Source organism: Moraxella nonliquefaciens (assembly GCF_001679005.1).
Taxonomy (GTDB): Bacteria; Pseudomonadota; Gammaproteobacteria; order Pseudomonadales; family Moraxellaceae; genus Moraxella; species Moraxella nonliquefaciens.
Genome location: NZ_LXTW01000010.1, coordinates 1 through 11,630, shown reverse-complemented (window position 1 = coordinate 11,630; position 11,630 = coordinate 1). Strand labels below are relative to the sequence as shown.

Genomic DNA, 11,630 nt, shown 5'->3' with positions numbered 1-11,630 from the left:
GCAGTGGGGGTTGTGGTGGTGGAATGAGCGGTAACATTGGCAGAACATTGGTTGGCTGTACCTGTGTTGCCAAGGTTTTTTGCAAGGCACATTTGGGCGTGGGATTTATATAAATAAATCCCAAGAATAGCAAATACAATTACAAATTTTTTATTCATCGCACAGTACATTAACACTAAACTACTTTGTATTTTTCTATATTATTATAGATGTTTGTGAAAACATTTTTGAAGTTTCCACGCTCATAAAATAAATACTCTCTAAATGCTTGAACTATATCTATTATGATATTTTTATTACAATTAAATAAATATGGATTATATACAAATTCAACATTGGTTCTACCATCATCAAAAAACTCTGTTCTAGTCTTTTTTATAGCCCAAGAAAATTCTTCTAATTTATTTGAAATAATAAACTCTCCAATAATTACGATAAGCAAGGCATAATTTTCCTCAAAAAAATACTCTGGTGTTATCATATTTTGTCTTTGATTGAAAGCCCATTCATTCATTTTTTTTAAGTCATTTTTTTTTAGAAATTCTTTCAAAAGAAAATCTATCTAATGCCATATCGTACAATAGACTAATATCTGATGATTTATTAATATATTTTTTAAAATAATTAACAATTAAAGGATTATTTTGTGAATCAATAATATTGTAGTTTTTTATATACTCCGATATGGAAAAATTATAAATAACACCATAACTATCAAGGTGAACTATCAATAAATTATTTAAACTACTTTCGTAAAATTCATAAAAATTATCTATATCAGATTTATTTTGAACTTCACATATTTTAGTTATTTTATCTGGCAATTGATTGACATCAATTTTTTTCCATAATTGACTTTCAGTTTCTATTAAATATTTTTTAATATATTTTTTTGTACGAAATTCTTTAATCATATTATCTAAGAACCATTGTTGGTTTTTACTAATTATTTTAGTCATCTTGCTCTACTCCATTTTGACCAATGTTAACTTTTTTATTGACAACATAAATGATTTCGGCAGCTAATTGATGAATATTATTAGTTGGGTTTTGTAGTATCGGCTGACTAAAATGTATACTTCTACAGTCGCTATCATCAACTTCGGCTATGGAATGATATAATGCAACATTGTTTTTGTTAGCAAAATTTATTAGAGACCTACCAATTTTTGTATTACTTCCAGTCACAATCACCAATCCATTTCTGCCATTATTTTTTGCTTGGATATTTGTTTTTTTGTAAAACATCAATCATTCCAGATAACTGATAATCATTGTAAGAAATAGACAATGATTTGGTGCTGGTTAGTTTAAATTCAAAATGCAGTTTATTTATGGATATATTTTTTAAAACTGTATATGGATTTCTGCTGAGTTTGGTATAAGCAAAAATACCAGTATTATCAGGAATTACTGATGTAAATTTTTGACTTCTAGGCAAAGTCATTCTTGTCCTGTAAGAACTATTGAATTTTGTAGTGTTATGAAAAAATAGGTAATTAGAAGCATTCATATCTGCATCAAACATTCTGCCCGCCAATGCTTTATCTGTTACACCAACCAATCTCATATAATCGACTTGACTAATAGCATAAAGTCCCCACAAGTCAATCCCATACCAAGGTTGATTATTGACATAAATATATGTGTTGGTATCACCACTCCAAAGCCCAATAGGATCACTCGTCAAATACCTGCCAGTTTTAGGATCATAATACCGATGATAGTTATAATGATACCCTGTCTCTTGGTCAAAGTATTGTCCTGCAAATCTTAGGTTGAATTGGAAGTTGTCTTTGCTTTGAATGGACTGTGTTTCCCCAAAGGTATCCATCTCAATACTCCAAACCGTTTCTTGGTTTTGATTTGTGATTTGTTTGGGTGTGCCTAGATGGTCGGTGTGGATTGAGTAAACCTTGGTCTCGTTTAATTTACCTTTTTCATCATACCCATAATCTAAAACAGCCACAGGCATTATATCTAAATAAACATACCTTCTGATGACTTTATCATCTTTAATTTCAGCAGAGAGTAAGCCCTTATCCCAAAGATACTGTACTTCATCTTTAATATTTTGTTTATCATCATAAGTCGTTTTTGACACTCTTTGTCTTAGATGATTATACTGATAAGTAGCGATTAGCTTATCATTGTCCTTGATAGACTTGATTTGTCCATCAGGCGTATAATCTAAATGTCGTGTGTTCACGGTGTTATCCTGTTTGCTTGTGATGGTGATTGTGATAGGATTGCCTGTTTGTCGTATTGATAAGTTATGATGTTGTTATCATTTTCAATACGGCTTAGTCTATCAGAATTTGGTTCATAAGTGTAGTAATATGTTTATAAAATAGGTATAGAATTCTTGCGAAATTCAAAAATCTTGTTTCGTAAATCTTAATTTTATTGAATTTGAAATTTGGGAAAAAACCAATAAAGTTACAGTTTCTCAAGAGGTTTAGTAATTGGAATAAAGAAAAACCTATACAAAAATAAATTATTGACTTATTTTATCTATTATATCACTGAAATAACAGGGATAAGGCATAGAAAATGACATTAATAAAAATAATATAAATAATAAAAAATATGACATTATTCTATAATTATTTTTTGATAAAAAGACAAGAGTTGTATTTAAAAGCAAGCATATTGGAACAATTATTATTAACGCAATGCCATACCCCATAGAATAACTATCATAGAATTTACACTTTATGGGATAAAAATAATAAAAATAATAAAAATAATAAAAATAATAACCATATATAAGTATTATTGTGATTAAATTCAAGAATTCAAGAATAACCCTAGTCATACACAACTCACTTTAATCCAGAATTTTTCATATCTAATGCAAAATGATACCTTCTAGATCTTCCTTCCTTTCCATTTGCAGAATAGTAAAAATGACCAATACCATTACCATTTATTTGTTCCAATAGCTTGGGTATAGATTTACCCAATTCTATCTCGGACATTCCAGCATAAATAGGGTCTCCATATTGTCGCAAATCTATCACAACAACATTTTTTATGTTATTGTGATTTTTTAATTTATTTAGAAATGTCTTGCTCATAGGAGATCCTATTAAAACTAAATTATCAATAATGTGTCCATTATTGGCATAGTACATTGCTGTATGTACAGCTAATAAATACCCAAAAGAATAACCAACGTAATTAACTGCTCAAGGTTGCAATAATTTGGCTAATTTTTGCATTTGTATTGAAAAAATAAAGCAAAAATGTATTATTTTGACAGTCATGTTGTAAACCCCAAGTCCAAATAAACTTCACTATGTTTTGGTTGACTGGATTTTATCTAACCCTTTCCATTGATGCTCTAATTATTACCAATAACCTTGGTTGGAAAACCATAGTTATTTGACCTAGGTACAATCAAAATCACTGCGATTAATTGTTAACACATGGAAAATTTGGCAAAAAAATAACTAGAAATAAAGCATATACCCACAAATAAATAAAAAAATATTTCCATTTTTTATCTTTGATGATAAATATCGTTATCAAAGAGATCACCAATGTAGACAATATAAACGCTGTAGAATAGTAAGCATACCCCATATTGAATACACCATTATTAGTACATTTAATATACCAACTATGATAAAAAAATGATATATACCTATAAAATAAAATAGATATCAGTATCATCTTAATTATTTTACAATATTTATTCATCTCAAGCCTTGTGCATAAAGGTAATTAGCCAAATCAGCTCTTCTTTTATTACTAGTAGCATCACCTCCTGAATAATAAAAATGACCAACAGCACCTTGAGTAAACTGGTTGCCAAGAACACCTATAGATGTTGTTAATTCAAATTCTGTCATTCCAGCATAAATAGGATCTCCTTCTTTTGTCAGGTCAACTATAATAACATTTCTTATATTTTTATTATTTTTTATATCTTGCAAGAAATATCTACTAATAGGAGATCCTATTAAAACTAAATTATCAATAATGTATCCATTATTGGCATAGTGCATTGCTGTATGTGCCGCTAATAAAGACCCAAAAGAATAACCAATATAGTTTGTTTGTTCTATATTGCAACCTTTTGCTAATTCTGGATTGTCATCAAAATATAAATTTTTATTAATATAGCGTCTATATTTTTTTACAGCTATTGCATCAAAACCCATATTGGCATATTGGTTTGTATATGGTAAAGTTGAATTATGTCCACCACGAGTACTATATCTAACATTTTTAATACCTAAATTTTGCAATCGTTTTACTTGATCGAAAACATAGGATGGCATATTATTTACACCTGCCCCTCCCCAATAGACCGTATACAACCCCAACACATCCACCCCTTCCCAAGGCTTACCATTGACATAAGTATAAGTATTCAATCCCCCAACCAATCCTATCGGATCAGATGTCAAATACCTACCCACCTTAGGATTATAGTATCTATGATAATTATAATGATACCCACTCTCTTGGTCAAAGTATTGCCCTGCAAATCTTAGGTTGAATTGGAAGTTGTCTTTACTTTCAATGGACTGTGTTTCCCCAAAGGTATCCATCTCAATGCTCCAAACCGTTTCTTGTTTGTCATTGGTAATGGCTTTTGGTGTGCCAAGATGGTCGGTGTGGATTGAGTAAACCTTGGTTTCGTTTAATTTACCTTTTTCATCATACCCATAATCTAAAACAGACACAGGCATAATATCAAGATAGATATATCTTCTTACTACTTTATCATCTTTGATTTCAGCAGAGAGTAAGCCCTTATCCCAAAGATACTGCGTTGTTTCTTCTTTGGTTTGGTTTGTTTGGTTGTCTTTTTGGTAGACAGTTTTTGACACTCTTTGTCTTAGATGATTATAAGCATAAGTGGCAATGAGTTTTTCTATTTTATTACCTTTCTTGTGTGGTGTCCTTGATAGACTTAATTTGTTCATCAGGGGTGTAGGTTAAGGCTCTTTGGTTGATGATGTCGCCTTTATGGTCTTTGATGGTTATCATTACAGGGTCTCCTAAGTTGTCGTAGGTGTAATGGGTGGTCAAAAATAGACTAAGTAACCATCAGATAATACCAAAATACAAAATTAAAAATATTACACAAGATAAAGAAAGTGCCATATCTAAAAATAAATAAGATCAGATACTTATATGGATATTTTTCAATATTTTTAATAAATGAACATATGTAAATTGCGATATTTTCAATAATAAATGTTGCTGTCATTAAGCATATAAATAATACAAATGTAAACAAGAAATCATATATAGACCCAAGCTTAAAAGTATTTACCAATATATCACTAAATTCATCATAATCCCGGTTATTAACAAGGAACAAGAAAAATACATACAAAAATATTATTTCAGAAACTTTAAATTTTGATACAGTCTTCACAATTGATACCTACCAACTACCACCAACACTGCCAGTATTAGCTAAAATCGGTCTTACCTCATAATACATCTTCTTATACTTATCTACTCCACACTGACTGTCTAGTGATTTGGCTTTTAACCACGGTTCTAGGTCGTGCCAAGTATGATCCCAACATTTCCCCAAATGTGGACAAGCATACCTATCTGCTGTTCCCGCAGCAGGAATTTCAAGCATAATATTGCCATTTTCGTCATAAACACATTGATTGGAACTTTCTCCTACCGTAACAGAACGCATTTCCCAAACTCCGGGTTTGTGTTCTGTGTTAGCACTTTTTACTGACAACCATTGAGATCCGTTTTTTACCCCATTACCAGTCTTAATTTTTCTGGGGCATCTAGGTAAATTGGTTGTCCAATTGTTTGGCTTTGCTAAGTCAGCTTTTTCCATTTCATACCATTTTTGAAATAGAAGCCTGTCAGAATAGTCAGGATAGACATTTGGTGTGGGAAATCCCAATGTTCTTCTGTAAGAATCATATTTAACTCCTGCTTTCAGCAACTGCTCTCTTGCATCTTGTATGGTGTATAACCCATATATATCCACCGCCCCCCAAGGCTTACCATTGACATAAGTATAAGTATTCAATCCCCCAACCAATCCTATCGGATCAGATGTTAGGTATCTCCCCACCTTAGGATCATAATACCGATGATAATTATAATGATACCCACTCTCTTGGTCAAAGTATTGTCCTGCAAATCTTAGGTTGAAAGTGAAGTCATCTTTACTGTCAATGGACTTGGTCTCCCCAAAGGTATCCATCTCAATACTCCAAACCGTTTCTTGGTTTTGATTTGTGATTTGTTTGGGTGTACCTAGGTGGTCGGTATGGATTGAGTACACTTGGGTTGTTTTTAGATTATTCTTATCATCATACCCATAATCTAAAAAAGCCACAGGGGTAATTTTATTATTCATTGCGTTTTCTTTTCCATTCTAAATACTCTACACCTTGTGGGGTTTTATAAAACTCCGCCAATTTTTCAAAATCTTTTTGCCAAAAATTAATCAAAGGTATTCTCCAAGCCGAACAAAAATAAGATTTTGAATATCTTAAACTTTCTAATTTTTTGGCTAAGTTTTCTGCATTATTACTGACCAAGGTTTCATTAAAAGTTAATGAAGCATCACCATTTCTGCCATCAAGTAGTGTAGGGAAAGCATATAAAATGGCTGCTTGAAACTCTGTGCGTTCATCTTGGCTTAGCGTGTCTAAAAATTTTTCATCAACCATTTCTCCATACCAAAATGGCTCTATCCAACTCATTTTATCCATTTTTATGATTTGGTTTTTAACCTTATCGGATTGAATAAAATCAATTCTGCACTGCCATCTTAATTCAAAAAATACATAGGTTGCTAGAAAAAAGGTTATAAGATATAGTGGGTATTTGATTATTTTTTTCATAATTTATCTGCCTACTGGTTTGTCCCACTTCGTATTAGCCCAAGGTCTTGAATTTATAATCTCAATTTCCCCATAAAGCACAAGCCACCAGTCAGGTTTTTTGGCATACTCTGGCTCATCATACAGCACATTTGAAGTTTTTGTATTCTTTAATAAATTATCTACTAAATCCCAGTCAGCTTTTCCGTGATCTGTATTTGTGCCTACTGTAACACAACCGTGACTAACACGACCAGGGTGCAATCTAAATCCACCTCTACCAATACCTAGCCTACTATGAAGTGTTGGGTTTGCGGTAAAATCATCAATTCTCCCATCTATCGCCAACAATCCATACCACCTTTCCTGCCCTTTTTTTGGATTGGGATTATTTGTAATGTAATATTTGCCGACTGGTATAGGAATTTGCTTGCTATCTCCTCTTAACTGAATTGTTCCGTAATGGACATTTCCACCAGTAAACACATTACCAATAGTAACAGTTTTTAAAGTGTCTTTATCAGTCATTGTTAGTAGGTTGGTGCCAATATCAAATTTAGCCACAACCAACAACCCCAAAGGATCAATAAACTCATACGGTCTATTATAAGCATACCCATAACTATTCAATCCCCCAACCAATCCTATCGGGTCTGATGTTAGGTATCTCCCCACCTTAGGGTCATAATACCGATGATAATTATAATGATACCCACTCTCTTGGTCAAAGTACTGCCCTGCAAATCTTAGGTTAAATTCAAAGGGTCTTTGGGTATTGGTGTTTGGGTCTGTGATGGTTTTTGCTTGGATTTGTTTGGTCTCCCCAAAGGTGTCTAAATCTATTTGCCAAACCGTTTCTTGTTTGTCATTGGTAATGGCTTTTGGTGTGCCAAGATGGTCGGTGTGGATTGAGTAAACCTTGGTCTCGTTTAATTTACCCTTACTATCATACCCATAATCTAAAAAAGCCACAGGCATTATATCTAAATAAACATACCTTCTGATGACTTTATCATCTTTGATTTCAGCAGAGAGTAAGCCCTTATCCCAAAGATATTTTGTTGTTTCTTCTTTTGTTTGGTTTGCTTGGTTGTCTTTTATACTGATAAGTAGCGATGAGCTTATCATTGTCCTTGATAGACTTGATTTGTCCATCAGGGGTGTAGTCTAAGGCTCTTTGGCTGATGATGTCGTCTTTGTGGTCTTTGGTGGTTATCATTACAGGGTTTCCTAGTAATGGGTGGTTGTGGCATCTATTTTGTTTTAAACCCCCAACCCACCCCTAATTATCATTGATAATGTAAATAAAGCAAAACCAATTCCAGCAAGAAAATACTCTGTTTTTGTTGCTTTTGGGTGTTTCATTCCTGGATAGATAAATAAAAGCTTATTTCTTATCAAATATTTACCCAAACCAAAAGCAAATACAATAAAAAAGAATAATTGTATATATGGCAATAGTGCTACGAACAACCGCATACCGTAACCCTCCCTGTTACAACTTTAGACCAACCAACCGTACCAATAATACTATTATCCCAACCAGCACCTAGCGATGGGGATAGAGATGATAAATCGGTTCTTACTTCACCCAATTGAATTAATGCTCCGCCTACGGTCAATCCAAAACCAAAACCGTAGCCAGCTTTTTTATACTGACCATTAAAAACATTTAAATCAAAATCGTCTCGTCCATCTTCCAGTACAACTGAACCTCCACCGCCACCAATGGTTGCTCCAAAGCCAACTGCCGACCCAAATGTTTTTACTCTTGCAAAACCTTTTCTTCCACCAATACATTCACTCCAAAGTGTATAATATTCATAAATACCACCCCCACCAGCAACCAAACTCCCGCCCAAACTAGTTCCTTTCCATTTAATTAACCCATAAGGATCAACACTCCCCCATACCTCATTATCCACATAAGCATAAGTATTTAAACTTCCACCATTTAGCCCTATCGGATCACTCGTCAAGTATCTCCCAATCTTAGGGTCATAATAGCGATGATAATTATAATGATATCCACTCTCTTGGTCAAAGTATTGTCCTGCAAATCTTAGGTTGAAAGTGAAGTCATCTTTACTGTCAATGGACTTGGTCTCCCCAAAGGTATCCATCTCAATGCTCCAAACCGTTTCTTGGTTTTGGTCTGTGATTTGTTTGGGTGTGCCTAGATGGTCGGTGTGGATCGAATAGACATTTCTACACATAATTCATTATTCTTGAATATCAATCAGTACTAATCTAGAATCATTTTTTAGGTTGTCTTTTATAAATTTAACTCCTGAAACAAAATAATCTTCATTAAGTTTTTCGTAATGTATAACTAGACCATAATCATCATTATTGATAACATACTGATAATCATCAAAACCCTTAATTGCCAAAGCAGACAGCTTTGGCTCACCTAGTTTTTTGATAACATCGGTTCTGCTAGTTCCCAAAATGGATTCATCTATCATTACTCCATTAATTTCTACCGAATTTTTAAAATGATAATCTTGCATTTTTTCATAATAATACACAGTTGATATCCACCCCAATAATACAATGGTGAAAACCAATATGGCGACTTTGTGTTTTTTGATATTCATTGATCAATTCTCCGAATTTTTGCTTTATCAAGGGGGTAATTTGACATTGCTTCTTCATCGTGTCTTCTATAATTAACAGCGTGTTCTCCTGCTCCAATAGTCCCATACTGATGGGGCTTTCTGGTTAAATCTTGATTGCTATCTCTCCAAAGAATATTGACCTTTCCTGTATAAATGGTGGTATGACCTGTTGCATCTCGATAATTAACCTTCCAAGACATCACATCGCCTATTCTAGCCTCATCTATTGAAACAATGCGAGAATTTGGAAAGTTTCCTTCCGCCAAGCTTTCAGCGGTCGCTGGCATATCAAAAATACCATAAGCCTTTCTTGATGGAACAGTCGAAAAGCCAGCTCTTGTCAAAACATCATAAACAAATAAATTACATTTATTTGTATTCTCTTTAAATCTGCCATTTTGCACAGAGTGAGCATACTTTGTTGAACCAATCAAAGAAACCGCTATCTTAAAAGCATTGATATTTTTAGCATAAGGAGCTTTAATGATTGCTCCTGCCACAAAAGTATCTTGTTTAAATTTGGTTATGTCTTTGGGGTTGGCAAAAAATTGTGGATTTAATTTAGTAAGATCTACATCGGAAATACCAAACTCTTTACCAATTGATTGTAGTGTATCCCCTTTGTCAATTGTAAAATTTCTTGTATATGGGTTATAAGATAAAAGACCCCAAGGATCAACCAGTCCCCAAATCTCATTATCCACATAAGCATAAGTATTTAAACTGCCACCATTTAGTCCTATCGGGTCAGATGTCAAATACCTACCAATCTTAGGATCATAATAGCGATGATAGTTATAATGATACCCACTCTCTTGGTCAAAGTATTGTCCTGCAAATCTTAGGTTGAAAGTGAAGTCATCTTTACTGTCAATGGACTTGGTCTCCCCAAAGGTATCCATCTCAATGCTCCAAACCGTTTCTTGGTTTTGGTCTGTGATTTGTTTGGGTGTGCCTAGATGGTCGGTGTGGATTGAGTAGGCTTGGGTATTTACAAACACATTACATTCTCCAACTTACAGCATAATCATTGTTTGCTAGATATCTCACCAAATTACCATTTTATTGGGTTTGTTAAAATTCCAATTCAAAGAAATTAAGTTTTTGATAGCTAAGATTCTGAATATCTAAATAACTTCTATTGTTTGAATTCATCAAAAATTAATCACTTTCTAAACTTATAAATAAGCCATCCATAAAAACGACAATATCCAGTACAGTTTATATCCTCCAAATATATTCTATCAATATTATTAGGAATATAATTACACTCTACTATTTTTGATGTGATAGAACCTTTTCCATCCATCAAATCAAAACCTCTTTTTTCAGCAAGATATAAGTTTATAGCTCCATAATAATTTTCATCAAGATTATTATAACTACCATCTTGGTTATAATCCAAACAATTTTCTGGTACACCTATAATCTTTGTTTCAATAATATAACTTTGCCTATCATATGTAAATATTAATAGGTTAGCTAATGAAAAAACAACAAAAGAATATTTCAATAAACTATTTTTTCCAAGAATACACATAATCTTTTTTAATATTACCTTTATACCCATCAGCCTTTTTGATAAAATCTGGACTTAGTCCTTTTACACCCATAAATTCATAATTTACATTATCATATACAATAATATGTTTGACTAAACTCTCCATTCTAATCATTCTATCATATAAAGCTTCTGGTGCTAAAATTGGTTGGCTTACAGATGTTACTGACGGACTCGGACTAACTATGAATTTTGACCTATACAAATCAATTCCAGTCATTCTCATAGCCTCCTGAAATGGATTTGCACACATATAAACACCATTAATATATTTGGCTGTTTTTTGCACAGCATAAGTATTGTTTAATAGCAATTCCTCTTGCTGTTTTGTGAGATTCAATCTCATACCAACCATATCCCTTTTTCCCTGCTGGTTTTTAATATATCCAGATTGCTCAACTAAATTATTGGATGGATTGAAAGTAAATTCGTGGTCATTAATTCTGTAAGCAAAATGACCAAACATAGAGTGAGAAAATCCAGCATAACCATTCGTTACAGGATTCATAAAATAAACATCAACCAACAACCCCAAAGGATCCACAAACTCCATCGGTCTATTATAAGCATACCCATAACTATTAAACCCCCCAGCAAGCCCAATAGGATCACTTGTCA

Annotated in this window: 16 protein-coding genes; all 16 read right to left on the bottom strand. The window is 33.0% G+C overall.

Going from position 1 to position 11,630, the window contains the following annotated elements:
• Positions 1–175: 175 nt before the first annotated feature.
• Positions 176–550, bottom strand: coding sequence for a hypothetical protein (locus A7456_RS04155; protein ID WP_067007896.1), 375 nt, complete (start codon positions 548–550; stop codon positions 176–178).
• Positions 525–959, bottom strand: coding sequence for a hypothetical protein (locus A7456_RS04150; RefSeq protein WP_067007893.1), 435 nt, complete (start codon positions 957–959; stop codon positions 525–527). The genes A7456_RS04155 and A7456_RS04150 overlap by 26 nt, the downstream gene beginning before the upstream one ends.
• On the bottom strand, positions 952–1,248 hold the full coding sequence (locus tag A7456_RS04145; protein WP_067007890.1) for a hypothetical protein: 297 nt from the start codon (positions 1,246–1,248) through the stop codon (positions 952–954). The genes A7456_RS04150 and A7456_RS04145 overlap by 8 nt, the downstream gene beginning before the upstream one ends.
• Positions 1,211–2,104, bottom strand: coding sequence for an RHS repeat domain-containing protein (locus A7456_RS04140; RefSeq protein WP_145916058.1), 894 nt, complete (start codon positions 2,102–2,104; stop codon positions 1,211–1,213). The genes A7456_RS04145 and A7456_RS04140 overlap by 38 nt, the downstream gene beginning before the upstream one ends.
• Positions 2,105–2,825: 721 nt before the next feature.
• Positions 2,826–3,080, bottom strand: a complete 255-nt coding sequence (locus A7456_RS04135; protein WP_067007886.1) for a hypothetical protein — start codon at positions 3,078–3,080, stop codon at positions 2,826–2,828.
• A 621-nt stretch (positions 3,081–3,701) separates the two neighbouring features.
• A complete protein-coding gene (locus tag A7456_RS04125) occupies positions 3,702–4,844 on the bottom strand; it encodes an RHS repeat domain-containing protein (protein WP_067007880.1) in 1,143 nt (380 codons plus the stop codon).
• 52 nt (positions 4,845–4,896) lie between these two features.
• Positions 4,897–5,046, bottom strand: a complete 150-nt coding sequence (locus A7456_RS11600; protein ID WP_211266066.1) for a hypothetical protein — start codon at positions 5,044–5,046, stop codon at positions 4,897–4,899.
• 361 nt (positions 5,047–5,407) lie between these two features.
• Positions 5,408–6,361: an RHS repeat domain-containing protein gene (locus A7456_RS11880; RefSeq protein WP_067007874.1), complete on the bottom strand. Its 954-nt coding sequence runs from the start codon at positions 6,359–6,361 to the stop codon at positions 5,408–5,410.
• A complete protein-coding gene (locus A7456_RS04110; RefSeq protein ID WP_067007870.1) occupies positions 6,354–6,851 on the bottom strand; it encodes a hypothetical protein in 498 nt (165 codons plus the stop codon). The genes A7456_RS11880 and A7456_RS04110 overlap by 8 nt, the downstream gene beginning before the upstream one ends.
• A 3-nt stretch (positions 6,852–6,854) precedes the next feature.
• Positions 6,855–7,958 carry an RHS repeat-associated core domain-containing protein gene (locus tag A7456_RS04105; protein WP_067007867.1) on the bottom strand — a complete coding sequence of 368 codons (1,104 nt, stop codon included), beginning with the start codon at positions 7,956–7,958 and terminating at the stop codon, positions 6,855–6,857.
• Positions 7,873–8,049, bottom strand: coding sequence for a hypothetical protein (locus A7456_RS11365; RefSeq protein ID WP_158512477.1), 177 nt, complete (start codon positions 8,047–8,049; stop codon positions 7,873–7,875). Before A7456_RS11365 ends, A7456_RS04105 begins: the two co-directional genes overlap by 86 nt.
• 244 nt (positions 8,050–8,293) lie before the next feature.
• On the bottom strand, positions 8,294–9,046 hold the full coding sequence (locus A7456_RS04095) for an RHS repeat-associated core domain-containing protein (protein WP_082995434.1): 753 nt from the start codon (positions 9,044–9,046) through the stop codon (positions 8,294–8,296).
• A gap of 6 nt (positions 9,047–9,052) precedes the next feature.
• Complete coding sequence (locus A7456_RS04090; RefSeq protein WP_067007858.1) at positions 9,053–9,430, bottom strand: hypothetical protein; 378 nt, start codon at positions 9,428–9,430, stop codon at positions 9,053–9,055.
• The gene (locus A7456_RS11870; RefSeq protein ID WP_067007856.1) at positions 9,427–10,452 is read right to left on the bottom strand and encodes an RHS repeat domain-containing protein; all 1,026 of its coding nucleotides are present in this window, start codon (positions 10,450–10,452) and stop codon (positions 9,427–9,429) included. The genes A7456_RS04090 and A7456_RS11870 overlap by 4 nt, the downstream gene beginning before the upstream one ends.
• A gap of 164 nt (positions 10,453–10,616) precedes the next feature.
• Complete coding sequence (locus A7456_RS04080; RefSeq protein WP_067007854.1) at positions 10,617–10,991, bottom strand: hypothetical protein; 375 nt, start codon at positions 10,989–10,991, stop codon at positions 10,617–10,619.
• Positions 10,969–11,630: hypothetical protein (locus A7456_RS11360; protein ID WP_211266065.1), on the bottom strand; the 662-nt coding region annotated here is incomplete at its 5' end. The genes A7456_RS11360 and A7456_RS04080, both read right to left, overlap by 23 nt.

Bases quoted from the DNA above. Each gene is read 5' to 3' on its own strand.
- A7456_RS04150 (WP_067007893.1), bottom strand. From the start codon at position 959: ATGACTAAAATAATTAGTAAAAACCAACAATGGTTCTTAGATAATATG.
- A7456_RS04145 (WP_067007890.1), bottom strand. From the start codon at position 1,248: ATGTTTTACAAAAAAACAAATATCCAAGCAAAAAATAATGGCAGAAAT.
- A7456_RS04135 (WP_067007886.1), bottom strand. From the start codon at position 3,080: ATGAGCAAGACATTTCTAAATAAATTAAAAAATCACAATAACATAAAA.
- A7456_RS11880 (WP_067007874.1), bottom strand. From the start codon at position 6,361: ATGAATAATAAAATTACCCCTGTGGCTTTTTTAGATTATGGGTATGAT.
- A7456_RS04110 (WP_067007870.1), bottom strand. From the start codon at position 6,851: ATGAAAAAAATAATCAAATACCCACTATATCTTATAACCTTTTTTCTA.
- A7456_RS04105 (WP_067007867.1), bottom strand. From the start codon at position 7,958: ATGATAAGCTCATCGCTACTTATCAGTATAAAAGACAACCAAGCAAAC.
- A7456_RS11365 (WP_158512477.1), bottom strand. From the start codon at position 8,049: ATGATAACCACCAAAGACCACAAAGACGACATCATCAGCCAAAGAGCC.
- A7456_RS04095 (WP_082995434.1), bottom strand. From the start codon at position 9,046: ATGTGTAGAAATGTCTATTCGATCCACACCGACCATCTAGGCACACCC.
- A7456_RS04090 (WP_067007858.1), bottom strand. From the start codon at position 9,430: ATGAATATCAAAAAACACAAAGTCGCCATATTGGTTTTCACCATTGTA.
- A7456_RS04080 (WP_067007854.1), bottom strand. From the start codon at position 10,991: ATGTGTATTCTTGGAAAAAATAGTTTATTGAAATATTCTTTTGTTGTT.